Genomic DNA, 24085 nt, shown 5'->3' with positions numbered 1-24085 from the left:
CGCGGACACAACGGTGACGACGACGACGACTGGAGTGACGATGGACACGACGACCATGACCGCGGCGACGATCGGCCGTGCGGACGTCGGAGCCGTCGTGGGGACCGCTCCCGACGCACGACCGGCGACGGTCCCGGCACCGCTGGCCGCGTAGGGCTGCTCCCACAGCCCGACCACGCAGACCCCGGAGGACGAGCCGTCCGCCGGGAGCACTCCGACCGAACCGACGCCGCCTCAGCGGCGGCGAGCCGCCGACCGGCCGCACCCGCCCCGCCAGGGGTGAGGACGGGTCCGGACCCGGCCGCCCGCTCGGCCGACGACCACCACGCAACGGACACCGAGCCTCCAGACCGGCCCAGAGCCGACCCGGGGGACCCGGCACGACGCACGAGGACGCACGCATGTCCAAGACGCCAGACCAGGCGCGCCCGTCCACCGACCGACCCTCGACCCTGCGCGCGATCGCGCGCATCTCGCCGTACGTCAAGCCCTACCGCTGGCGCCTGCTCAGCGGTGTGGCGGCGGCGATGGGCGCCTCCCTCGTGGCGCTCGCCATCCCCTACGTGCTGCAGTGGCTCGTCGACGGCCCGCTGTCGTCGCGCGACGCCTCGCAGATCTGGCCGGCCGGCCTCGCCGTGCTCGCGCTCGGGGCGCTCGAGGCGTTCTTCATCGCCTCGCGCCGTCGGCTCGTGATGCGCCCCTCGACCCGCATCGAGTCGAGCATGCGCAACGCGCTGTACGCCAAGCTGCAGGACCTGCCGGTGTCGTTCCACGACCGCTGGGAGTCCGGGCAGCTGCTCTCCCGCTCGGTGTCCGACCTGTCGCTGATCCGACGGTGGCTGGCCTTCGGTGTCGTCCTGCTCGTGGTGAACATCGTCACGATCGCGGTCGGCTTCGTGGTCCTGTTCACCTTCGGGTGGCTGCTCGGGCTCATCTTCCTGGTGGCCTGCATCCCGATCTGGGTGACCGCGCTGCTGTTCGAGCGGAAGTACTCCGTCGTCGCACGGCGCAGCCAGGACCAGGTCGGCGACCTCGCGACGAGCGTCGAGCAGTCGGTGCACGGCATCCGCGTGCTCAAGGCGTTCGGTCGCGGCCGCAGCAAGCTCGAGGAGTTCAGCGAGCAGGCCGAGGCGCTGCGCGGCACCGAGATCGAGAAGGCGAAGGCCATCGCGAGCATCTGGCTGTGGCTGCTGCTCGTGCCCGACGTCGCCTTCGCGCTCTGCCTGCTCGCCGGCATCTGGCTCGCCTCGCAGGGCGAGATGACGGTCGGCCAGCTCTTCGCGTTCTTCGCGACCGCGACGGTGCTGCGGTTCCCGATCGAGTCGATCGGCTTCTTCCTGTCGATGACGTTCGACACCCGCACGGCGGTCGACCGCTTCTTCGAGGTGATGGACTCCGAGAACACCATCCAGGAGCCGACCGAGCCGGAGACCATCGCCGAGCCGCACGGTGCACTCGCGTTCAACGACGTGCACTTCCGGTACCAGGACTCCCCGGCGCAGTACCCGGACCTGGTGAACGGCGTCGAGCTGCGGCTCGAACCGGGCGAGACGATGGCGCTCGTCGGGCTGACCGGCAGCGGCAAGACGACGCTGCTCGCGCTCGTCCCGCGCCTGTACGACGTGACCGGGGGATCGGTCACGATCGACGGCGTCGACATCCGGCGGCTCACCCGCGCGGAGCTGCGTCGGCACGTCGCGGTCGCCTTCGAGGACGCCACGCTGTTCTCGACGTCGGTCCGTGACAACGTGCTGCTCGGGCGTCCGGACCTGTCCGGCGACGAGGCGGAGCGGATCATGCGCGAGGCGCTCGACATCGCGCAGGCGTCGTTCGTCGACGACCTGCCCGAGGGCGTCGACACCCGGGTCGGTGAGGAGGGCCTGTCGCTCTCCGGTGGTCAGCGGCAGCGCCTGGCGCTCGCCCGGGCGATCGCCGCGCGGCCGGCGGTGCTCGTGCTCGACGACCCGCTGTCCGCGCTCGACGTCGACACCGAGGCACGCGTCGAGGCCGGTCTGCGTCGTGTCCTCGCGGACACGACGTCGTTGATCGTCGCCCACCGTCCGTCCACCGTGACGCTCGCCGACCGCGTGGCGCTCATGGAGAACGGCCGGATCACCGCCGTCGGCACCCACTCGGAGCTGATGGCCACCAACGAGCACTACCGCTACGTCATCTCCTCGCTCGACGAGGACGACGCACCCGCCCGAGAGGAGGCGATGGCATGAGCCAGCAGGACCAGTACCCGCCCGTCGACACGGCAGCCGGCCCGGGAGGCGCGGATGCCGTCCTCGACGAGGCTGCGGACGCGCAGGCTGCCGCGCCGATCACCGCGTCGATCACCACCCTGGGCGTGCGCGGCGAGGAGCGCCAGGACTACACGAAGGCGGAGAGCAAGCGCCTGCGGCGCCGCTCCCTCGCCCTGCTCGGTTCGCTCGCGGCGCCGCTCAAGCTGCGCCTCGTCTGGCTCGGTGTCGTCGTGGTGGTCTCCACCGCCGGCACCGTCGCCGGCCCGGCACTGATCGCCTGGGGCATCGACAACGCCCTGCCCGCGGTGCTCGACGAGAACGACTGGGTGCCCGCGTTCGGCGTCGTCGCCACCTACGTCGTGGTGGCGATCCTCGGTGCCGTGCTCACGGCGTGGTACACCGTGCTCGCGGCGCGGATCAGCCAGGCCATCCTGTTCGACCTGCGGAAGCGGGTGTTCCTGCACACGCAGCGGCTCTCGCTCGAGTTCCACGAGACGTACACGTCCGGCCGGATCATCTCCCGCCAGACGAGCGACCTCGACTCGATCCGCGAGCTGCTCGACTCCGGGCTGAACCAGCTCATCCAGGGCGTGCTCTACATGGTGTTCACGGCGATCGCCCTCGTGGTGCTCGACCCGACGTCCGGTCTCGTGCTCGCGCTGTCCCTCGTGCCGCTGTGGTTCCTGATCCGCTGGTTCCAGACGCGGTCGCAGACGCTGTTCCGCGCCACCCGCACCACGTCGGCGCGGGTCATCGTGCACTTCGTCGAGACGATGACCGGCATCCGCGCCGTGCAGGCGTTCCGGAAGGAGTCCCGCAACCGCGACGAGTACGGCGGCTACGTCGAGCAGTACCGGGTGGCGAACACGAAGGTGTTCAACCTGTTCGGGACCTTCGACCCCGTGCTCGTGCTCATCGGCAACGCGACGCTCGCGGCGGTCGTCATCGTCGGCGGCTTCCGGATCGTCGGCGGGTCGCTCGAGGTCGGTGCGCTGCTCGCGGTCGCGCTGTACGCCAAGCGGTTCTTCGACCCGGCGCAGGAACTCGCGATGTTCTACAACGGGTACCAGTCGGCCTCGGCGGCCATGGAGAAGATCTCCGGCGTCCTCGAGGAGCGGCCGAGCGTGCCGGACCCGGTGAAGCCCGTGCGGCTGCCGGACGCCACCGGACGGATGGACTTCGACGGGGTCGAGTTCTCGTACAACGCCGGCAAGGTCGTGCTCCCGGAGTTCGACCTGCACATCCCCGCGGGGCAGACCATCGCCCTCGTCGGGTCGACCGGCGCCGGCAAGTCGACGCTCGCCAAGCTCATGGCGCGCTTCTACGACCCGACGACCGGGTCGGTGCAGCTCGACGGCGTGGACCTGCGCGACCTCGACCCGAAGGACATGCGACGCGCGATCGTCATGGTGACGCAGGAGGCCTACCTGTTCTCCGGCACCGTGGCGGACAACATCGCGCTCGGCAAGCCCGGGGCGTCCCGTGCCGAGATCGAGGCGGCGGCACGTGCGGTCGGCGCGCACGAGTTCATCGCGGCGCTGCCGGACGGGTACGACACCGACGTGAACAAGCGCGGCGGCCGGGTGTCGGCGGGGCAGCGGCAGCTGCTGTCCTTCGCCCGGGCGTTCATCGCGGACCCGAAGGTGCTCATCCTCGACGAGGCGACGGCGTCGCTCGACATCCCGTCCGAGCGGCTCGTGCAGGAGGGCCTCGAGACCCTGCTCGCCGACCGCACCGCGGTGATCATCGCGCACCGGTTGTCGACGGTCGCGATCGCCCACCGCGTGCTCGTGATGGAGTACGGACGGATCGTCGAGGACGGCACGCCGTCGGACCTCATCGCCGGCACCGGACGGTTCGCCCAACTGCACGCGGCCTGGCGCGACTCGCTCGTGTAGCGCCGGACGGGCTGCACGCTCGTGGTTGGCTTGGGTCATGACCAACGACGACGTGCAGCCCGGCGGCGTGCCGCTGCGCGCACCCTTCCCCGGCGCCCCCTTCGCCGAGGCCCTGCGGCGCTTCTGGCGCAAGTACACCGTGTTCACCGGGCGGGCGTCGCGCTCCGAGTACTGGTGGTGGTGGATCACGTCGTTCGCGATCGGGCTCGTGCTGCAGCTCGTGCCGCAGGTCTTCACGCCGGACGCCCCGGTGCTCGAGAACCCGGTCGGGTCCTACCTCTTCGTGCTGTGGGGACTCGTCACGCTGATCGGCTCGCTCGCACTCGGTGCCCGCCGCCTGCACGACGCGAACCTCTCCGGCTTCTGGCAGTTCCTGCACGTGGTGGTCGGGATCGGCTCGCTCGTGCTGTTCGTGATGGCACTGCTGCCCTCGAACCCGAAGGGCGCACGCTTCGACGCGTGACCGCTGGTCGTCGGGTCGGGCGCCTCAGGTCGGGTCGTCCGCGTCCGTGAGCGGTGACCAGCGCGCTCGACGCATGTCGAGCCTCCAGGCCGAGCGCCCCTGCACGACGGGCGTCCCCTCGACCCGGTACATCTCGAGCGCCCGCGCCTCGTGCCGGACCGGTGGCAGCCCACCGGACCGGACCACGCGCCACCACGGCAGGTCCGAGCCCTCGTGGGCCATCACCTTGCCGACCGCGCGGGACGCCCGGGAGCCGAGCACCGCGGCGACGTCGCCGTAGGTCATCACGCGACCGGACGGGATGCTCCGGACCACCTCGGCGACGGCGGCGCCGAAGTCCTCGGCGTCGGGTGGGTCGGAGTCCTCGGCGTCGGGTGCGCCGGGGTCCTCGGCGTCGGTCACGCCAGGGTCAGCACCGCGTAGTGGTCGCCGTACTGCGTCTCGCGCACGACCTCGAAGCCGACCGCCCGGAAGAACGCCTCGGGGCTGTCGTCGCCGCCGGGCTCGTACACGACGGTCAGCCGCTCGAACCCGCGGCTCCGGGCTTCCTCCGCCAGGCCGTGCACCGCGAAGCGTCCGACGCCTCGCCCCTGCGCCGACGCGGAGACGTTGACCCGCCAGATCGCGCTCCGGAGCTCTTCCTCCGCGTTGTCGGCGTCGAACGTGCCGATGATCATGCCGACGACCTCGTCACCGTCGAGGACCACCCGGGTCCACGCCGAGCTCGGCTTCACGTCCGACTCGGCCACGGCGTAGGTGGTCGGCTGCACGAACTGCTCCTGGCCCGGCTTGAGCGTCAGCGAGTTGGCCGCGGCGGCGGTCGACGCGGAGAGTGGTTCGAGGCGGAGGTCCGTCATGTCGCTCAGGCTAACGGTGCGACCCGTCCGGGGGCCAGCGCGCGGCGAGAACGTCACCGCACCGTTGCCGAGTCGTCGACCGCGGTAGTGTCGCGGCATGGCGGACCATCGGCGGGGGGCGAACCTGCCGTCGATCGGCGGGTTCAACCGAACCGTGGTGCTCGACGCCGTCCGCCGCTCGCCCGACGGCCTGAGTCGTGTCGAGCTCGCCGCGCGCACCGGCCTCAGCGCGCAGACCGTCTCGAACGTCACGCGGTTCCTCATCGAGGCGGGGATGATCGTCGAGTCCGGCACGGTCGTCGCCGGCAGGGGGAAGCCGCGCACCATCCTCCGACTCGAGGCCGCCAGCCGGTACGCCGTCGGCGTGCACGTCGACCCCGCGGTCGTCACCTACGTGCTGCTCGACCTCGCCGGCACCGTCGTCGCGGAGACGACGACGTCGACACCCTCCGCCGTCGACCCGTCGGAGGTCGTCCGCACCATCGCGACCGCGATCGACGGCCTCGTCGTGGACGCCGGGGTGGACGTCGAGGCGGTGCTCGGGGTCGGGATCGCCAGCCCCGGGCCGATCGACGTCGATGCCGGCGTCGTGCTCGACCCGCCCTTCCTGCCCCGCTGGCGGGACGTGCCGTTGCGCGACGCGCTCGCCGAGGCGACCGGCTACCCGGTGCTCCTCGAGAAGGACGTCACGGCCGCGGTCGTCGGCGAGATGTTCCTGGCGGGGGAGTCCTCGACGCGGAACTTCGCGTTCGTCTACTACGGGACCGGCTTCGGCGTCGGCCTGGTCGTCGACCACGAGCCCGTGCGCGGGGTCGGGTCCAACGCGGGCGACGCGGGGCACATCATGGTCGAGCAGGGGGCGCTCGCGGGGACACCGGACGGCGCGGGCACCCGCGGCGAGGTCGGCGCGGCCGTCGCACCGGACCGGCTCGTGCAGACGGCGCGGGGGCGGGGGCTGGTGCTCGGCGGGGCGGACGTCCACTCGGACGCGGGTGCCGGTGCCGGTGCGCAGGCTGCCGCTCGTGCGCCGGGCAGCGCGGGCGCCGCGGGGACCGCCGACGTCGACGGTCTCGCCGGGGTGGATCGTGCCTGGGACGCCCTCGGCGCCGCGATCGAGGCCGGGGACCACGCGGCCGTCGGGCTCGCGCGCGATGCAGGCACCGTGATGGGCAACGCCGTCGTGCTCATCGTCAACCTGCTCGACATCGACCGCGTCGTGTTCGGCGGCCCGTTCTGGTCACGGATCGCGACTGCCGCGCTGCCCGCCGCGCGCGAGGCGATCGTCGGTTCGCCGCTCCTCGTGCCGAAGCACCCGATCGCGGTCGAGGACAGCGGTCGCGGGGCCGACGTGGCAGCGGTCGGGGCGGCCTGCCTCGTGCTCGACGCCGCGCTCTCGCCCCGGGCCAGCGCGCTGCTCATCCGCCACTGAGGCCGGCCCGGGACGGGTCGTCCGGTCCCGAACCCGGCCTCGGCGCTGAGGGTCAGGCGTCGCCGAGCACCTTCCGCCACGCTGCCGTGAGCGTCGCGTACTCGTCGTCCGACACGAGGTCCCGCACGCCGGTCGCGAGGACCGCCGAGCGGACGGCCTCCTCCGCACCGGCGCGGTCCCGCAGGTGTGCGTGCCCGTGCCGCACCGCGCGCCCGGCCTCCTGCGCCGCCTCGATCTCCTCGACCCGTCCTGCTGCGCCGGCGGCATCGAGCGCGTGCTGCCAGGCTGCGACGAGTTCGGCGTTCGTCACCATCCGGCCGTCCGCGCCGCCCTGGATGGCGAGCGACGCACTCGGCTCCGGCAGCAGGATGGCCTCGTCGGCCTTCCAGGTGACGTCGAGCGCCTCGGCCTCCTCGGCCGTGATCCGCCCGGCACGGTCGATCATGGCTCGCAGGCCCTCGTGGTTGGTGGTGTCCGACACGGTGTCCTCTCCGACCGAACGCGGTCGCGTGGTCCGGACCATCCTGCCGACCGCCACTGGGAGGAGTCGGGACCGGACGGCGGACAGGAGGCGCGGTGCCGGACCGCCACGTGCCTCCAGGTCCCCGCGAGCGGCCGCCGAGCGGCGGCCGGGCGGTCGCCGTCGGTCGCCGTTCGCGTGAGGACTCCTCAGCGCCGTCCGGTAGACAGGACGGATGCAGCCTCAGCCTCCCGTCGGCGTCCCGTGGCACCAGGCCACCTTCACCGCGTCGTTCGGCCGCTTCTGGCGCGGCGCGGTCGTCTTCCGCGGACGAGCGGCCCGAGCCGAGTTCTGGTGGTGGGCGCTGTGGTCGTTCATCCTCGGCCAGGCGGCGCAGATCCCCTGGGCGATCGGGCTCCTGACGTTCCGTCCCGAGGTGCCGAGCCCGTCCGAGCAGGCGACCCTCGAGCGGGCGTTCACGTCGTTCAACCCCTTCCCGGTGTGGGGGTACCTGCTCGGGTCGCTGCCGCCCGTGGCGAAGGTCGGGCTCGGCCTCGCGACCGCGGTCCTCGTCGTGACCGCACTGCCGTGGATCGCGCTCGCCGTGCGTCGGCTGCACGACACGAACCGCTCGGGGTGGTGGACGCTGCTGTCCGCGGTGCCGATCGGCAACGTGGCGCTGGTGGTGTTCCTCGCGCTGCCGTCCGACGAGCGGGGCGCACGCTTCGACGCGGACGCGGACGCGGACGCCGACGCCGATGCAGGCCACGCGACGCCGGGCGGCCCGCTCGACCCGGGGGAGCCGCGCGCTACCGTCGGAGGGTGAGCACCGAGCAGCCCGGTCCCGAGATCCTCCGCTACACCGCGTTCGCCGCGGCGCCCGGCGGCGGCAACCCCGCCGGGGTGGTCCTCGACGCCGGTGCGATGACCGACGCGGAGATGCTCGCGGTCGCGCAGCGGGTGGCCTACCCGGAGACGGCGTTCGTCGTCGGTCGGACCCCGGCCGGCGTGCACCTCCGGTACTTCTCGCCCGCGGCCGAGGTGCCGTTCTGCGGGCACGCGACCGTCGCTACCGCGGTCGCCCTCGCCGAGCGGGACGGCATCGGCGCGTCGATGGTCACGACCGCCGCAGGTGCCGTGCCGCTCGTGACGACCCTCGACGCCGACGGCGTCGTGCAGGTCGCGATGACGAGCGTCGAGCCCTCGGTGCGGCCCCTCGCGCCGGAGCTCCGTGCGCAGCTGTCCGCGTTGCTCGGGTTGGTCGACGAAGACGTCGCGCCGGGGTTCCCCGTGCTCGAGAGCTCTGCCGGCAACCGGCACCCGGTCGTCGTGCTCGAGGACGAGGACCTGTTCCACCAGTTCCGGTTCGATCCGGTGCGGCTCGCCGAACTCAAGCGGGAGGCGGGATGGGCCGGGACGGTCACGGTGCTGCACCGGACGGGCGCGCTGGAGTACGAGGCGCGGAACCTGTTCCCGGCCGGGCGGATCACCGAGGACCCGGCGACCGGGTCGGCCGCGGCCGCGACGGGCGCGTACCTCCGCGAGGTCGGCGCGGTGTCAGCGGGGGACCGCGTGGTGATCCGGCAGGGGCGGCACGTCGGGCGGCCGAGCGTGCTGCTCGTCGACGTCCCGGCGTCCGGCGGCGTGACGGTGCGCGGCGGAGCGACCCGCATCGCCTGAGGTCCGGGCGCTCGTTCCTTCCCAGAACGGGCGCGATCGGAAGGTGTTCCGGGCGTACCTGGTGGTCCGGAACGGCCAGGTACGCCCGTTCTGGCCGGGTACGCCCGATCGTGCCCGCCGCACCGCCCCGGCGAGCGTCCCGATCGTGCCCGCCGCACCGCGCCGGCGAGCGTCCCGCCGGGCGCGGGCGCGGGCCCGTGCCCGGCCCCCGCCGCCCCCGGCGCACCGTGGCCGATCCGTGACGGAAAACTCTTGACACGGATAAGTCCATACGGTGGACTAATCCTGCGCGCGGGCGTCGGAGTCCGCGGACATCCCGTGCAAAGGAGCACCGATGAAACGCCGCACCCGAATCATCGCCGGCCTCGCAGCCGTGGCAGTCGCCGCGGTCGGGCTGGCGGGTTGTTCCAGCTCGGGCTCTGCCTCGAGCGACACGATCAAGATCGCCTACCAGAAGTTCGGCGCCTTCCAGCAGCTCGACGCCCAGATGAAGGTCGTCAAGAAGGAGTACGAGAAGGCGAACCCCGGCAAGAACGTCACCCTCGTCCCGATCCAGGCGCAGGGCAACGACTACTACACGAAGCTCGCGCTGATGAACAAGGCGCCGGCCACCGCGCCGGACGTCATGTACGAGGACACCTTCCTCGTCAAGGCGGACGCCGAAGCCGGCTACCTGCTGCCGCTCGACGCGTACACCGACAAGTGGAGCGAGTGGGACCAGTTCTACGACAACGCCAAGCAGGCCGGACAGGGTGACGACGGCAAGATCTACGGCGTCCCGATGGGGACCGACACCCGGGCCCTCTGGTACAACAAGGACGTCTTCAAGAAGGTCGGTCTGCCCGTTCCGTGGGAGCCGAAGACCTGGGACGACGTGCTCTCCGCGGCCAAGTCCATCAAGGAGAAGGACCCGAACGTCATCCCGTTCAACATCTACTCCGGCAAGGCGCAGGGCGAGGCCTCGACCATGCAGGGCTTCGAGATGCTGCTCTACGGCGCGGACGGCGACGGCAACACCCTCTACAAGGACAAGAAGTGGGTGGTGGGCTCGAAGCAGTTCCAGGACTCGCTGCAGTTCGTGAAGGACGTCTACCAGGGCGGCCTCGGCCCGACACCGCAGCAGGCGCTCGACACCAACGTCGGCACGACGATCGCGCAGACGTGGCTGCCCGAGGGCAAGCTCGCGATCGACCTCGACGGCTCGTGGCAGTCCGGCACCTGGCTGAAGTCCGGCACCGCACCGTGGCCCGAGTGGAACGACGTGATGGGTCAGGCACCGATGCCCACGCAGAACGGCCAGGCGCCCGGCTACAACTCGATGTCCGGCGGGTGGACGCTCGCGGTCGGCGCGAAGTCGAAGAACCCGAAGGCGGCGTTCGACTTCATCACGACGTTCCTGAACAAGGACGGCTCGCTGAAGTACGACACCGAGAACAGCCAGATCGCCGTGCGCAAGGACGTCGCGGAGGACCCGGCCTACACGGACGCCAACCCGACCTTCAAGTTCTTCTCGGGGCTGGTGGAACACACCAACTTCCGTCCGGCGACGAGTGACTACTCGCAGGTCTCGAACGCGATCCAGGTCGCGATGGAGTCGGTGATGACCGGGCAGCAGTCGCCCAAGGAAGCCGCGAAGGTCTACGACCAGGCCGTCGAGGGCGTGGTCGGCAAGGACAAGACGGTCGACGCCGGCTAGCGGCGCGACCACCTGACGGACTGGAGGCGCGGTGCCACACCGCACCGCGCCTCCTGACCGTTCCTCCCCACCTTCGGAACCCCTGCCGCACCCGGAAGGCGACCACCCGTGTCCAGCACCCCCCTCGCGCCGACGCTGTCGGCGCCCGGTGCGCCGAAGCGCACCGACCCTCCCGTGCCGCGCAAGCGGCGCCGACCGCGGAACGCGACGCGCGTCGTCCCGCTGCTCCCCGCGGTCGTCCTGCTCATCGTCTTCCTGCTCGGCCCCGTCCTGTCCTCGTTCTACGGGTCGTTCACCAACTCGGCCCTGACCGGCGTCGACGCGGCCAACCAGCAGTTCGTCGGCTTCCAGAACTACGTCGAGCTGTTCGGCGACCCGGACTTCCCGAAGTCCGTCATCCTGACGATCGTGTTCCTCTTCGCCTCGGCGGTGGTGGGGCAGAACGTGCTCGGCCTCGGCCTCGCGCTCCTGATGCGCAGCGCGAACAAAGCCGTCCGGGCGATCGTCGGCACCTTCGTCGTGGCGGCCTGGGTGCTGCCGGAGATCGTCGCCTCGTTCGCCGCCTACGCCTTCTTCAACGACGAGGGCACGCTCAACACGTTCCTGGCGTCCATCGGCATCACCGGGGCGAACTGGTTGTACACGTACCCGATGCTCGCCGTGATCCTCGCGAACATCTGGCGCGGCACCGCGTTCTCGATGCTCGTGTACTCCGCCGCCGTGCAGGAGGTGCCCGAGGAGATCACCGAGTCCGCCGAGGTCGACGGCGCCACCGGCTGGCAGCGGCTCGTGTACATCACGCTGCCCGTCATCCGCCGCTCGATCTCGACGAACCTCATGCTCACCACGCTGCAGACGCTGTCGGTCTTCACGCTCATCTTCGTGATGACGGGCGGTGGGCCCGGCACGAACTCGTCGACCCTGCCGATCCTGGCGTACCAGGAGGCGTTCAAGTTCTCGCAGCTCGGCTTCGGCACGGCGATCGCGACGATCCTGCTCGTGGTCGGTGCGGTCTTCTCGATCATCTACATCAAGGCACTCAAGCCGGAGGTGGACTGACCATGGCCCTCACCGCTGACCGACCCGTCGCCAACGCCACCCGCTCGGTGACCGCACCGGGTTCGATGCACATGACGTCACCCCGTGGCCGCACGATGCGCTGGGTCTCGAACGTCGTGCTGCTCGTGATCGCCGTGTGCTTCGCGGTGCCGCTGCTCTGGCTCGTGCTCGCCTCGTTCGACACGCAGGCCTCGCTGTCCGTGAAGGTCCCGACGCAGTTCACGCTCGACAACTTCGCGAAGGTGCTGACACCGGAGCTGTCCTTCATCCCCCTCGCGAACAGCCTGCTGCTCTCCGGTGGCACCGCCGTGGTCACGGTGGTGTTCGCACTGCTCGCGGCGTACCCGCTGTCCCGCTACAAGATGCGCGTGAACAAGCCGTTCCTGTACAGCATCCTGTTCGGCACCGGCCTGCCCATCACGGCGATGATGGTGCCCGTCTACGCGCTCTTCGTCTCGCTGAACCTCATCGACAACATCTGGGGGTGCATCTTCTTCCTCGCCGCGACGAGCCTGCCGATGGCGATCTGGATGGCCAAGAACTTCATGGACTCGGTGCCGATCTCGTTGGAGGAGGCGGCGTGGACCGACGGCGCCTCGATGTTCACGACGCTGACCCGGATCGTCGTCCCGCTCATGCGTCCGGGCATCGCCGTCGTCTTCATCTTCGTGTTCATCCAGGCCTGGGGGAACTTCTTCGTCCCCTTCGTGCTGCTCCTCTCGCCGGACAAGGTGCCCGCCGCCGTGAGCATCTTCAACTTCTTCGGGCAGAACGGAGCGGTCGCGTACGGGCAGCTCGCCGCGTTCTCGATCGTCTACTCCGTGCCCGTCATCGCCCTCTACGTCATCGTCTCCCGTGGCCTCGGCGGCGGCAACGCCCTCGCCGGCGGCATCAAGGGCTGATCCCGACCACGCTCCCCGGGCCCTGCGCCCGACCGTCCCTGCTGGAAAGGAACCACCTCCATGCACCACGACGAACCCCTCGTCGAAGCCCGGATCGCCCGTCTCGTACGGGACCGCATCGACCCGGCCGTCCTCCGCCGCTCCGCGCCCGTCACGATCGACGCGTGGGAGGTGCCGGACGAGCCCGTGCCCTTCGACGTGGCCGTCGTCGCCGAGTACACGCCGTTCGCGGTCGGCAGCGCCTGGGGCGGCCGCCCGTGGGGGACCACCTGGTTCCGGGTCCGCGGCACCGTGCCGTCCGACTTCGGGACGGCGCCGGACACGACCGTCGAACTCCGGGTCGACCTCGGCTTCTCGAAGCGCCAGCCCGGTTTCCAGGCCGAAGGGCTCGCCTGGCGGCCGGACGGCTCGACGATCAAGGGCATCGAGCCGCGCAACGACACCATCCCCCTCGAAGTCGGCCCCGGCGGCTCGTTCGAGGTCTACGTCGAGGCCGCGGCGAACCCGGACATCGGCGGCGACGACTTCCAGGGGAAGACCCCGCTCGGGTCCCGCTCCACCGCGGGCGACACCCCGATCTACCGGCTCCGTGCCCTCGAGATCGTCGAGCGCGACGACACCGTGTGGGAGCTGCAGCAGGACGTCTGGGTGCTCCGGGGGCTGATGGCCGAGCTGCCCACCGACGGCACCCGCGGAGCGGACGTCCTCCGTGTGCTCGAACGGGCGGCCGACGCGCTCGACCCCGACGACGTCGCCGGAACCGCGGCCGCCGCGCGCGCGGTCCTCGCCCCGGCGCTCGCCGTCCCCGCGAGCGCCGCCGCACACCGGGCCGTCGCCGTCGGGCACGCGCACATCGACTCCGCCTGGCTCTGGCCGGTGCGCGAGACCATCCGCAAGTGCGCCAGGACGTTCTCGAACGTCCTCGACCTGATGGACCAGGACCCGGACTTCACCTTCGCCTGCTCGTCCGCGCAGCAGTACGCGTGGATCCGTGACGGCTACCCGTCGATCTGGGCACGCATCAAGCAGCGCGTGGCCGAGGGCCGGTGGATCCCGGTCGGCGGCATGTGGGTCGAGTCGGACACGAACCTGCCCGGTGGCGAGGCCCTCGCACGGCAGTTCGTCGCCGGCAAGCGGCTGTTCCTCGAGGAGTTCGGCATCGACACCACCGAGGCCTGGCTGCCCGACTCGTTCGGCTACACCGGCGCCCTGCCGCAGATCGTGCGCGCGGCGGGCTCGAAGTGGTTCGTCACACAGAAGCCCTCGTGGAACGAGACGAACGTCATCCCGCACACCTCGTTCCTCTGGGAGGGCATCGACGGCTCCCGGGTCCTGACGCACCTGCCCCCGGCGGACACCTACAACTCCGACGTCTCGCCGGCCGACCTGCACCGCGGGGAGCGGCAGAACAAGGAGCGCGGCGTCGCGAACACCTCGATGCTGCTCTACGGCTTCGGTGACGGCGGTGGCGGTCCCACCCGTGAGATGGTCGCCGCCGCCCGACGCCAGCACGACCTCGACGGGTCGCCCCGGGTCGACCTCGGCACCCCCGCCGAGGTGTTCGAGGAGCTCGAGGCAGCGCTGCCCACGCCGGCCGTGTGGTCCGGCGAGATGTACCTCGAGTTCCACCGCGGCACGTACACGTCGCAGATCCGCACGAAGCAGGGCAACCGACGCTCCGAGCACCTGCTCCGTGAGGCCGAGCTCTGGGCGGCGACCGCCGCCGTCCGACTCGGCGTCGAGTACCCCTACGACGAGCTCGAGTCCGTGTGGCACACCGTGCTCCTGCAGCAGTTCCACGACATCCTGCCGGGGTCGTCGATCGCCTGGGTGTACGAGAACGCCGAGGCCGAGTACGCCCGCGTGGCGGGGGTCCTGGAGGGGCTGATCGGGTCCTCGACGCGTGCGCTCGCGAGCGGTGGGGCGCCGGCGCTCGCCGGGGTCGGCGCGTCCGCGACCGCGCTCGCCGGGGATTCCGGCAGCGTGCTCGACGCCCCGCGGGACCCGGGTGCGCTCGGGACCGGCGGCAGCGCCGAGGTCGGGACGGTCGTGCGCTTCAACGCGGCGCCGGTCGCGGCTGGAGGGGTGACCGCCCTGGGTGGTTCGCCGGCCTCGTCTGCTGGTGCCGTGCCTCCCGAGCGGCGGGGCGACCGCTTCGTCCTCGACACCGGCGTCGTCACCGCGACGATCGACGCGGACGGCCACGTCGTCTCGTTCGTCGACCACGCCAGCGGCCGCGACGCCGTCGCGCCGGGACTCGTCGCCGCCCAGTACACGGTCTTCCGGGACACCCCGAACCAGTGGGAGGCGTGGGACATCGACCGTGCGTACCAGCGGAACGGGACGGTCCTGGCCGCGACGAGCGTCGAGGCGGACGGTTCCTCGGTGGTGGTGACACGGCCGTTCGGGGACTCGTCGATCACGACCCGCTACTCCGCGGTCGCCGGGCAGCCCGAGCTGCACATCGAGACCGAGGTCGAGTGGCACGAGCACCAGAAGCTCCTCAAGCTCGCGTTCCCGCTCGACGTCCGCGCGGCGTCGGCGTCGAGCGAGATCCAGTTCGGCCACATCGACCGGCCGACGCACCAGAACACCTCGTGGGACATGGCTCGCTTCGAGACGAGCGCACATCGATGGGTGCACGTCGCGGAGCCCGGCTTCGGTGTCGCCGTCGCGAACGACTCCACGTACGGGCACGACATCACGCGCTCGACACGGGAGGACGGCGGGACGACCACCCTCGTGCGCGAGTCGCTGCTGCGGGCGCCGACGTTCCCGGACCCGGACGCCGACCAGGGGCACCACGTGTTCCACACCGTGCTCCGGACCGGCGCCTCGGTGCTCGACGCGGCGGACTCCGGCTACCGACTCAACCTGCCGGTGCGGACGGTGCCGGGCTCGGCCATCGTGGAGCCGATCGTCACGGTGTCGTCGCCGCAGGTGTTCGTCGAGGCCGTCAAGCTCGCGGAGGACCGCTCCGGCGACGTCGTCGTGCGGCTCTACGAGGCCTCGGGCGGACGGGCGTCGGACGTCGGCGTCAACCTCGGGTTCGACGTCGCGTCGGTGCAGACCGTCGACCTGCTCGAGCGGCCCGTCGAGGGCGGCTCGTGGGAGACGGGGGAGCCGGTCGTGCTGACGTTGCGGCCGTTCGAGATCGTGACGTTGCGCGTGCGGCGGGCGTAGCGGGCGGAGACCGCGGTGCCAGTCGGGACTCGGGTGCGTCCCGGCCGGTGCCGCTCGGGTGCCGGTGCCGGGTGCGGGTGCGCGTGCTCGGCGGCGGGCGGCGGGCCCGGGTGGCGGGCCCGGGTGGCGGGCCCGGGTGGCCTGACGGTGAACCGGTCCAGGCTCCGGACGTTAGCGTGGCGCAATGGCTGTCACGGAGATCTGGCTGGTCCGCCACGGGGAGTCCGAAGCGAACGTCGCGGCGGCTCGCGCCGACGCCGAGGGTGCCGAGGTGATCGACGCCGGGCACCGCGACGCGGACGTCCCGTTGAGCCCCCTCGGCGAGGAGCAGTCCCGCGCCCTCGGCCGGGAGCTCGCCGACCGTGGCATGACCGACGTGCCCGTCGCGCTGTGGGTGTCGCCGTACCTGCGGGCGCAGCAGACGATCGGCATCGCCCTCGAGACGGGCGGCATCGTCGAGCCGTCGAAGCGTGTCGACGAGCGGCTCCGCGACCGCGAACTCGGCGTGCTCGACCTCCTCACCCGCCGCGGCGTGCAGCAACGGTACCCGGACGAGGAACGGCGCCGGCAGTGGCTCGGCAAGTACTACCACCGGCCCGCGGGCGGCGAGTCCTGGGCGGACGTCATGCTCCGGCTCCGGTCGCTGCTCGTCGACGTCGACCGCCTCGACGACACCGAGCGGCTCGTGGTGGCCGCGCACGACGCGGTCGTGATGCTCATGATGGCGGTCTGCACCGACCTCGACGAACCGGCGCTGATGGACTTCGCCGCGACGCACACCGTCGCGAACGCCTCGCTCACGCGGCTCCGACGAGCCGGAGCCGGTCAGCCGTGGACGCTCGAGGAGTTCTCCGCGGTGGGCCACCTCGACGACAGCGAGATCACCGAGCACAGCGGCCGGAAGGACGACGCCCGTGTCAGCTGAACCGATCACCCCGAACGTCCTCCGCGAGTGGGCGCTCCCCGAGCCCGGAGCTGGCAAGTACGGCCGCGGGCAGGTGCTCGTCATCGGCGGTGCCGCCCGCACCCCGGGGGCCGCGATGCTCTCGGCCCTCGCCGCACTCCGCGTCGGCGCCGGGCGGCTGACGCTCGCGGTGGCCCGGAGCGTCGCACACGAGGTCGCGGTCGCGGTACCGGAGTCCGGCGTCGAACCGCTCGACGAGGACGCCGACGGGCACGTCGCGGTCGGCGCACTCGAAGCCATCGCCGACGTCGCCCGGTCGTCGGACGCCGTCCTCGTCGGCCCGGGGCTCGACGAACCCGACGGCGCGCGAGACCTCGTCGCACGGCTCGCCGACGTCGTCGGGGAGGACACCCTCGTGGTGCTGGACGCGTTCGCGCTCGGGGTCGCCGCCGACGTCGAGGACCGTCTTGCGCCGTTGCGCGGACGCCTCGTGATGACGCCGAACAGCGGTGAAGCGGAGCGACTGCTCGGCCGCGAGTGCGGTGACGACGACGTCGCGGACGCGCGGGAGATCGCCGAACGCTTCGGTGCCGTGGTCGCTCTGTCCGACGTCATCGCTGCGCCGGACGGCAGGGTGTGGGTGAAGGGCACCGGAGCCGGTGGGCTCGGGACGAGCGGCAGCGGGGACGTGCTCTCGGGCGTGGTGGTGGGACTCCTCGCACGCGGGGCCGAGCCGGCGCAGGCGGCGGCGTGGGCGTCGTACGTGCACGCCGCGGCCGGGGACCGGTTGGCGGTGCAGGTGGGGCCGCTGGGGTACCTGGCGAGCGAGCTGCTCACCGAGATCCCGCGCGTGCTCGTCGAACTCGGCGGCTGATCCTTCCCGGAACGACCGCGCTGGCAAGCGAGATCGGGCGTGCCTGGTCGGAAGACTCGACCGAGTACGCCCGATCCGACTCGGTACGCCCGGAAGAGCCCGCGACGCGCCCGCGCGCCCGCGCTACCCGCGCAGCGTCGCGACGGCCTTCTCGATGCGGCGGGCGCGGGTCTCCGGGGCCTTCGCCTGCTCCACCGGCTCGACCAGCGCCCGCTGCCGTGAGCCCGACAGCGTGTCGAACGCCGCGCGGACCCCGGCCGCGTCGAACGCCGCCTCGACGTCCGGGGGCAGCTCGACCGTCCTCGGCAGGGCATCGACCTCGAGCGTGACCTCGACTGTGTCCCCGGCTCCCACGCCCGATGCCTCGCGGTGCGCTGCTGACAGCGGGACGAGGAACTGCTCTCCCATCACCCCGACCGTGGACCGGTAGGTGTAGCCGCCGTCGATCGTGACGACCACCGCGGGGCGCTTCCCGGAGCCGAGCGCCTCGACGACCTCAGACGGGACCGGCAGTCCGGTGGCCGTCTTCCGCGCTTGCAACACCGTCGTCGTGAACCGCATGCGTGCCTCCAGACCGGCGGACGCGACCACGCGCCCGTAGACAGCGAAACCGTACAGCCGCACCCGCTGTTCCGCCAGCGTTCACCGATGCAGCACGAACGGGAAACCGACCGCGTCCACGATCGTCCCGAACCGGAACTCCGGGCCGTCCTCCCCGAAAGGCACACCCCGTGCAGCACAAGCGCTCCCTGGCCGGCATCGCCCTCGCCGCCGCCGCCGTCGTCACCCTCGCCGGGTGCTCCGCCACCAGCTCGGCGAGCACCACGAAGGGCGACACCGACTGGAAGACCGCCACCAGCGCCGAGTCCGCCGGCGGCATGGACGCCCTCGTGCAGGCCGCGAAGGCCGAGGGTCAGCTCAACGTCATCGCGCTCCCGCCGACGTGGGCGAACTACGGCAAGATCATCGACGGCTTCACGAAGAAGTACGGCATCACGATCAACTCGGCGAACCCGAACGGTTCGAGCGCCGACGAGGTCGCCGCCGTGAAGTCGCAGAAGGGCCAGTCGACCGCGCCCGACGTCCTCGACCTCGGCAACGCGGTCATGCAGCAGAACCTCGATCTGCTCACCGACTACAAGGTGGCGAACTGGTCGGACATCCCCGACACCCTGAAGGACGAGAAGGGCGCATGGACCCGCGACTACACGGGCCTCATGTCGATCGGCTACGACTCGTCGAAGATCACCGACGCCCCGAAGGACCTGAACGACCTGCTCGGCAGCGAGTACAAGGGCAAGGTCTCGATCGCCGGCGACCCGACGCAGGCGAACCAGGCCGCGTCCGCGGTGTACCTCGCGGCGCTGGAGAACGGCGGCTCGGCGGACGACATCACCCCCGGCGTGACGTTCTTCGGCAAGCTCAAGGAGGCGGGCAACTTCCAGAATGTCCTGCCGTCGCAGGCGACGGTCGCCTCCGGTGAGACCCCGGTCGTCGTCCAGTGGTCCTACAACAACCTGGCGTGGGGTCCCGCAGCCGGAGCCTCCGGGAACAAGCACTGGAAGACCGTCGTCCCCGAGGGGCAGGCGCTCGGCTCCTACTACTCGCAGGCGATCAACAAGGACGCTCCGCACCCGGCGGCCGCGCGCCTCTGGCAGGAGTACATCGCCAGCCCGGACGCACAGAACCTGTACCTGCAGGCCGGCGCCTTCCCGTCCACCCTCGCGGCGATGCAGCAGTCGGGGAAGGTCGACAAGAGCGCCCTCGAGGCGGCCGGCGGCATGCCGAAGGACACCGTCGAGCTCACCGACGCGCAGGTGACCGAGGCCGCGAAGGTGCTGGCGTCCAAGTGGTCCTCGACGATGGGGTCCTGAGCAGCATGACCACAGCATCGGCACCGGGCGGCAGCGCACTCGCCCCCGGCGCGGGCACCGCGGCGCCGGTCCCCGCAGCCACCAGCGCGGCACCCGTCGCGCCGCCCGCCGTCGATGCCGCCGTCAGCCGCGGCGCCGGACCCCGTGTCCGGCGCCGCCGCACCGGCCTGGCGTGGCTCGGCCTCACGCCCTTCGCCGCGTACGTCCTGCTCTTCCTCGCCGTCCCCGCCGTGATCGCCGTCGGCAGCGGCTTCACGACCGGCGACGGCGTGTTCACCCTGGCCAACCTCGCCGCCTTCGCCGACCCGTCGGTGCGCAGCGCCTTCGTCGGGTCGTTCGGGCTCTCCGCCGTCTCCGCCGTGATCGGCGCGGTGGTCGGGGCCGTCGTGTGCTGGGCCCTCGCCGCGCTCCGTCCGGACGGGCTCGTCCGCTCGATGATCGACTCGGCCGCGAGCGTGCTCGCCCAGTTCGGCGGCGTCATGCTCGCCTTCGCGTTCATCGCGACGATCGGCGTGCAGGGGCTCGTCACGACGTGGCTCGTCTCGACCTTCCACGTCGACCTCAACGCGAACGGGGCGTTCCTCTACACGGTCCCCGGGCTCGTCATCCCCTACGTCTACTTCCAGGTGCCGCTCATGGTCCTCACGTTCATGCCCGCACTCGAGGGCGTGAAGGCCCAGTGGGGCGAAGCCGCCGCCACGCTCGGCGCCTCCCGCGCCACGTACTGGCGTCGGATCGCGTTGCCCGTGCTCGCCCCGGCGTTCTGGGGGTCGCTGCTCCTGCTCTTCGCGAACGGCTTCTCGTCGTTCGCCACGGCCGCGGCACTCATCTCGCAGGGCGGCATCGTCCCGCTCACGATCCGCGCGCAGCTCACGAGCGAGACGATCATCGGCCTGCAGAACGTCGCCGGGGTGCTCGCCCTCGGCATGGTCGTGGTGATGGCGGTCGTGATGGGGGCGTACTCGCTCCTGCAGCGCCGGGCAGCGCGGTGGCAGCGATGACCGCCGTGAGCGGTGCGGCCGCGGTCCGGTCGCGACGGCCTGGAGGCACGGGGCGCGTCCCCCGGTTCGGCGCGGCCCCGTCCCGGGTCACCGCCGCGATCGTGCTCACGCTGGTCGGCCTCGTGTTCGCCGTCCCGCTCGTCGCCCTCGCACAGTTCACCTTCCGCCAGGGCACGGACGGCGGCCTGACGCTCGCGCACTACACCGCGCTCGGGGACCCGGTGAACGCGGCGACCTACCAGCCGGTGTTCGACGGCCTCGGCGCCTCGCTCGTGATCGCGGTCCTCACCGTCGCGATCGTGCTGCTCGTGCTCCTGCCCGCGCAGGTCATCACGGCACTGCGCTACCCCCGCCTGCGCCGGGTGCTCGAGTTCGTCTGTCTCGTGCCGATCACCGTGCCCCTGGTCGTCCTCGTCGTCGGGTTCATCCCGGTGTACCAGGTCGTCGCGCAGCTGCTCGGCTCGGGATCGTGGACGCTGGCCTTCGCGATCGGCATCGTGTCGCTGCCCTTCGCGTTCCGGCCGATCGCCGCCGCGCTGACGTCGGTGGACGTCACGGTGCTGTCCGAGGCCGCCCGGTCGCTCGGTGCCTCGTGGTGGACCGTCACGTGGCGGGTGCTCCTGCCGAACCTCCGCCGGGGGATCACGGCGGCGTGCTTCCTGACCATCACGGTGGTCCTCGGCGAGTACACCCTCGCCTCGTTCCTCTCGCGCACGACGTTCCAGACGGCGCTCGTGCTCGTGCAGGGGACCGACCCGTACGTCGCCGCGATCTTCTCGCTCGCGGCCCTCGTGTTCGGCTTCCTGCTGCTCGTCGTCATCGGTCGCGTCGGCGTCGCCCGCCGCGGCCGCACCAAGGAGTCCGCATGACCGTCACCACTTCCGCCTCAGCCTCACTCGCCACCGAGGGCGCCACCGATGGAGCCACCGAGGGCGCGACCGTCGAGCTCGTCGGCGTCGAGAAGCACTACGGCCCCCACCGCGCCCTCGCCGGCCTGACTCTCCGGGTCGAGCCCGGCGAGTTCGTCTCGCTCCTCGGGCCGTCCGGCTGCGGCAAGACCACCGCGCTCCGGGCGCTCGCCGGCCTCGAGGCCATCGACGCCGGCACGATCCGCATCGACGGGTCGGACGTCAGCGCCGTCCCGGTGAACCGCCGCGACATCGGCATGGTGTTCCAGCAGTACTCACTGTTCCCGCACATGACCGTGCGGCAGAACGTCGCCTTCGGCCTCGAGATGCGGAAGGTCCCCGCCGCCGCCCGACGCGAGCGGGTGGTGGACGCGCTGGACATGGTGCACCTCGCCGACTTCGCGGACCGGTACCCGCACCAGCTCTCCGGTGGCCAGCAGCAGCGCGTCGCACTGGCCCGGGCGCTCGTCACCCGGCCGCGCGTGCTCCTGCTCGACGAACCGCTGTCCGCCCTCGACGCCAAGGTGCGGGTGTCCCTGCGCGACGAGATCCGGCGCATCCAAAGCGACCTCGGCATCACGACGGTGTTCGTCACCCACGACCAGGAGGAAGCGCTCGCCGTCTCCGACCGCATCGCCGTGATGCACGACGGGGACATCGAGCAGATCGGCACCCCCGAGGAGCTCTACCGCTCCCCGTCGTCCGCCTTCACCGCGGACTTCGTCGGGCAGTCGAACCGCCTCCGGGGGGACCTGCGTGGCGACGACGTCTTCGTGTACGGGTTCCGCGTGCCGGCCCTCGCGTGCGCGGTGCCCGACGGGCCGGTGCTCGCCTACGTCCGCCCCGAGGACGTCGTGTTCGCGCCGGAGGGCATCACCGGCACGGTGGTGTCCTCGAGCTTCCTCGGCTCGATCCGACGCACCACGGTCCGGCTCGACGACGACACCGTCGTGACCGTGCAGCACGAGATCGGCGACCGGCGTGCCGCGGGCGAGGCGGTCGCCGTGCGCCTGCGCGGCGCGCCCGTCGCGGTCGCACCGCTCGCGTAGCGGGCCGGTGCCGCGCGCGCCGCGGGTCGACCCACTTCACGCGCTCAGCGACAGTTCACGGGCCGCAGGTCCCGTGAAGTGTCGCTGAGGCCGTGAAGACGCCGCCACCACAGCCGCCGCGGGGAAGTGGACGCGCCCGCCCGCCGGACGGGAGGTGCGTGGCGGCCCCGCCCCGCGCCTCCCGACCGCCGCGCAGCGGGTCAGCGCTCGAAGCGCGCGCCCGCCTCGTCGGACAGGGCCGCCTCGACCCGTGCGCGCATGTCGGCACCCATCTCGGGCAGCGCGTCGAGCCGGGCCCAGAACGCCTCCGTGTTCTCCCCGTCGGCCGGGAACGGCTCCCCGGACACGTACCGGCAGGCGAACACCAGGTCGAGGTACTGCGCCTGGTCGCCGTTCGGGTAGGTCATCGCCGGCAGGACGTGCACCCACGCCAGGCGCTCCGCGACCGCGACGACGTCGGCTTCCTCGAGGACCTCGCGCTCGGCCGCGACCGCCGGCTCCTCGCCCGGGTCGACGATGCCCGTGACCGGGGTCAGTGCGCCCGTGTCCGACCGGCGGACGACGAGCAGCTCGCGGTCGGCTCCCGAGCCGCGCGTGACGACGGCGGTGATGCCGGTCATCCAGATCGGGTCGTGCCCGATCGCCTCGCGGAGGGACAGGACGAAGTCTGGCGTCGGCATGCCCCAACGGTACCGATCCCCGCCTGTCGGGAAGTGGTCATGACCAGTAGGCTGTGCGCGTGGAGATCATCATCCTGCCCACGCCGGACGAGGTCGGTCGCGTCGCCGCGGCCAAGATCGCCTCCGTCGTCGCGAAGAAGCCGTCCGCCGTCATCGGGCTCGCCACCGGGTCCAGCCCGCAGGGCATCTACGCCGACCTGCGCCGTCGTGTCGAGGCGGGTGAGATCTCGTTCGCGCAGGCCCGCGGGTTCGCCCTCGACGAGTACGTCGGCATCCCGCTGGAGCACCCCGAGTCGTACGCGAGCGTCATCGCCCGCGACGTCGTCGCGCCGCTCGGGTTCGACCCGTCCCGGGTCCGGGTGCCGGACGGCCGCGCCGGTGACCTCGAGTTCGCCGCGAAGGAGTACGACGCCGCGATCCGTGCCGCCGGCGGTGTCGACGTGCAGATCCTCGGCATCGGCGCGAACGGGCACATCGGGTTCAACGAGCCGACGTCGTCGTTCGCCTCGCGCACGCGCATCAAGACGCTCGCCCCCTCGACGCGCGAGGCCAACGCCCGGTTCTTCGACTCGCCCGACCAGGTGCCGACGCACTGCATGACGCAGGGGCTCGGCACGATCCTCGAAGCAGGCGAGCTCGTCCTCGTCGCCCAGGGGTCCGCGAAGGCCGACGCCGTCGCCGCCGCCGTCGAGGGGCCGCTGTCGTCCTTCGTGCCCGGATCGGCCCTGCAGCTGCACCAGCACGCGACGGTCGTCGTCGACGAGGAGGCCGCCGCCGGCCTCCGGCTCGCCGACTACTACCGGTACACCTACGCCAACAAGCCGGAGTGGCAGCGGTTCGAGTAGGTCCGGTCTGGAGGCGCGGGGCGGGTCCGCCCCGCGGCCTCCGGCGGCGCGCGGTCGGTGCAGGGCTGCTGCGTCCC

At 71.9% G+C, this 24085-nt stretch carries 22 protein-coding genes; 17 read left to right on the top strand and 5 right to left on the bottom strand.

The genetic code is table 11. The features are described 5' to 3' along the window. The first annotated feature begins 401 nt into the window (after positions 1-401). The 3 genes from ACY3FI_RS14645 (at position 402) to ACY3FI_RS14635 (ending at position 4607) form a co-directional block, all read left to right on the top strand. Positions 402-2225 (top strand): ABC transporter ATP-binding protein, encoded by a 1824-nt coding sequence (locus ACY3FI_RS14645; RefSeq protein ID WP_462548342.1) that lies wholly within the window; start codon positions 402-404, stop codon positions 2223-2225. A 110-nt stretch (positions 2226-2335) separates the two neighbouring features. Further along, on the top strand, positions 2336-4144 hold the full coding sequence (locus ACY3FI_RS14640) for an ABC transporter ATP-binding protein (RefSeq protein ID WP_462550371.1): 1809 nt from the start codon (positions 2336-2338) through the stop codon (positions 4142-4144). 37 nt (positions 4145-4181) lie between these two features. After that, on the top strand, positions 4182-4607 hold the full coding sequence (locus ACY3FI_RS14635; RefSeq protein WP_462548341.1) for a DUF805 domain-containing protein: 426 nt from the start codon (positions 4182-4184) through the stop codon (positions 4605-4607). Positions 4608-4631: 24 nt separating this feature from the next. Here ACY3FI_RS14635 and ACY3FI_RS14630 read toward each other — a convergent pair whose 3' ends face one another. Further along, entirely contained in the window at positions 4632-5009 is a 378-nt protein-coding gene (locus ACY3FI_RS14630; RefSeq protein ID WP_462548340.1) for an MGMT family protein, read from the bottom strand. Then, positions 5006-5464 carry a GNAT family N-acetyltransferase gene (locus ACY3FI_RS14625; RefSeq protein WP_462548339.1) on the bottom strand — a complete coding sequence of 153 codons (459 nt, stop codon included), beginning with the start codon at positions 5462-5464 and terminating at the stop codon, positions 5006-5008. Before ACY3FI_RS14625 ends, ACY3FI_RS14630 begins: the two co-directional genes overlap by 4 nt. 97 nt (positions 5465-5561) lie before the next feature. On the opposite strand from ACY3FI_RS14625, the gene ACY3FI_RS14620 reads away from it, so the two are divergent. Further along, positions 5562-6893, top strand: coding sequence for an ROK family transcriptional regulator (locus ACY3FI_RS14620; protein ID WP_462548338.1), 1332 nt, complete (start codon positions 5562-5564; stop codon positions 6891-6893). A gap of 52 nt (positions 6894-6945) precedes the next feature. On the opposite strand, the gene ACY3FI_RS14615 is transcribed toward ACY3FI_RS14620, so the two are convergent. Next, the gene (locus ACY3FI_RS14615; RefSeq protein ID WP_462548337.1) at positions 6946-7374 is read right to left on the bottom strand and encodes a hypothetical protein; all 429 of its coding nucleotides are present in this window, start codon (positions 7372-7374) and stop codon (positions 6946-6948) included. 214 nt (positions 7375-7588) lie between these two features. Here ACY3FI_RS14615 and ACY3FI_RS14610 point away from each other — a divergent pair, with 214 nt between their 5' ends. The 8 genes from ACY3FI_RS14610 (at position 7589) to ACY3FI_RS14575 (ending at position 17651) form a co-directional block, all read left to right on the top strand. After that, complete coding sequence (locus ACY3FI_RS14610; RefSeq protein WP_462548336.1) at positions 7589-8179, top strand: DUF805 domain-containing protein; 591 nt, start codon at positions 7589-7591, stop codon at positions 8177-8179. Next, the gene (locus ACY3FI_RS14605; protein WP_462548335.1) at positions 8176-9033 is read left to right on the top strand and encodes a PhzF family phenazine biosynthesis protein; all 858 of its coding nucleotides are present in this window, start codon (positions 8176-8178) and stop codon (positions 9031-9033) included. Before ACY3FI_RS14610 ends, ACY3FI_RS14605 begins: the two co-directional genes overlap by 4 nt. A 334-nt stretch (positions 9034-9367) precedes the next feature. Further along, positions 9368-10729: an extracellular solute-binding protein gene (locus tag ACY3FI_RS14600; RefSeq protein WP_462548334.1), complete on the top strand. Its 1362-nt coding sequence runs from the start codon at positions 9368-9370 to the stop codon at positions 10727-10729. A gap of 108 nt (positions 10730-10837) precedes the next feature. Next, complete coding sequence (locus tag ACY3FI_RS14595; RefSeq protein ID WP_462548333.1) at positions 10838-11788, top strand: carbohydrate ABC transporter permease; 951 nt, start codon at positions 10838-10840, stop codon at positions 11786-11788. A gap of 2 nt (positions 11789-11790) precedes the next feature. Beyond that, positions 11791-12690: a carbohydrate ABC transporter permease gene (locus ACY3FI_RS14590; protein WP_462548332.1), complete on the top strand. Its 900-nt coding sequence runs from the start codon at positions 11791-11793 to the stop codon at positions 12688-12690. 60 nt (positions 12691-12750) lie between these two features. After that, entirely contained in the window at positions 12751-15873 is a 3123-nt protein-coding gene (locus tag ACY3FI_RS14585) for an alpha-mannosidase (protein WP_462548331.1), read from the top strand. 184 nt (positions 15874-16057) lie between these two features. After that, complete coding sequence (locus ACY3FI_RS14580; RefSeq protein ID WP_462548330.1) at positions 16058-16798, top strand: histidine phosphatase family protein; 741 nt, start codon at positions 16058-16060, stop codon at positions 16796-16798. Next, on the top strand, positions 16788-17651 hold the full coding sequence (locus ACY3FI_RS14575) for an NAD(P)H-hydrate dehydratase (RefSeq protein ID WP_462548329.1): 864 nt from the start codon (positions 16788-16790) through the stop codon (positions 17649-17651). Before ACY3FI_RS14580 ends, ACY3FI_RS14575 begins: the two co-directional genes overlap by 11 nt. A 123-nt stretch (positions 17652-17774) precedes the next feature. Here the strand turns inward: ACY3FI_RS14575 and ACY3FI_RS14570 are convergent, their stop codons facing one another. Further along, complete coding sequence (locus tag ACY3FI_RS14570; protein WP_462548328.1) at positions 17775-18212, bottom strand: YdeI/OmpD-associated family protein; 438 nt, start codon at positions 18210-18212, stop codon at positions 17775-17777. Between the two features lie 170 nt (positions 18213-18382). On the opposite strand from ACY3FI_RS14570, the gene ACY3FI_RS14565 reads away from it, so the two are divergent. Genes ACY3FI_RS14565 through ACY3FI_RS14550 form a run of 4 tightly spaced genes read left to right on the top strand, consistent with a single transcriptional unit; the run spans position 18383 to position 22483 of the window. Next, positions 18383-19525, top strand: coding sequence for an ABC transporter substrate-binding protein (locus tag ACY3FI_RS14565; RefSeq protein ID WP_462548327.1), 1143 nt, complete (start codon positions 18383-18385; stop codon positions 19523-19525). A 5-nt stretch (positions 19526-19530) separates the two neighbouring features. After that, positions 19531-20526, top strand: a complete 996-nt coding sequence (locus ACY3FI_RS14560) for an ABC transporter permease (RefSeq protein ID WP_462548326.1) — start codon at positions 19531-19533, stop codon at positions 20524-20526. After that, positions 20523-21395, top strand: coding sequence for an ABC transporter permease (locus ACY3FI_RS14555; protein ID WP_462548325.1), 873 nt, complete (start codon positions 20523-20525; stop codon positions 21393-21395). Before ACY3FI_RS14560 ends, ACY3FI_RS14555 begins: the two co-directional genes overlap by 4 nt. Then, on the top strand, positions 21392-22483 hold the full coding sequence (locus tag ACY3FI_RS14550) for an ABC transporter ATP-binding protein (RefSeq protein ID WP_462548324.1): 1092 nt from the start codon (positions 21392-21394) through the stop codon (positions 22481-22483). Before ACY3FI_RS14555 ends, ACY3FI_RS14550 begins: the two co-directional genes overlap by 4 nt. A 200-nt stretch (positions 22484-22683) precedes the next feature. Here ACY3FI_RS14550 and ACY3FI_RS14545 read toward each other — a convergent pair whose 3' ends face one another. After that, positions 22684-23163: an NUDIX hydrolase gene (locus tag ACY3FI_RS14545; RefSeq protein WP_462548323.1), complete on the bottom strand. Its 480-nt coding sequence runs from the start codon at positions 23161-23163 to the stop codon at positions 22684-22686. A 59-nt stretch (positions 23164-23222) separates the two neighbouring features. On the opposite strand from ACY3FI_RS14545, the gene nagB reads away from it, so the two are divergent. After that, a complete protein-coding gene (gene nagB, locus ACY3FI_RS14540; RefSeq protein ID WP_462548322.1) occupies positions 23223-24008 on the top strand; it encodes a glucosamine-6-phosphate deaminase in 786 nt (261 codons plus the stop codon). Positions 24009-24085 lie beyond the last annotated feature (77 nt).

It is taken from the genome of Curtobacterium sp. RM9 (genome assembly GCF_054956955.1).
The sequence above is the reverse complement of the archived record's forward strand: the minus strand, read 5'-3'. Positions and strand labels throughout refer to the sequence as shown.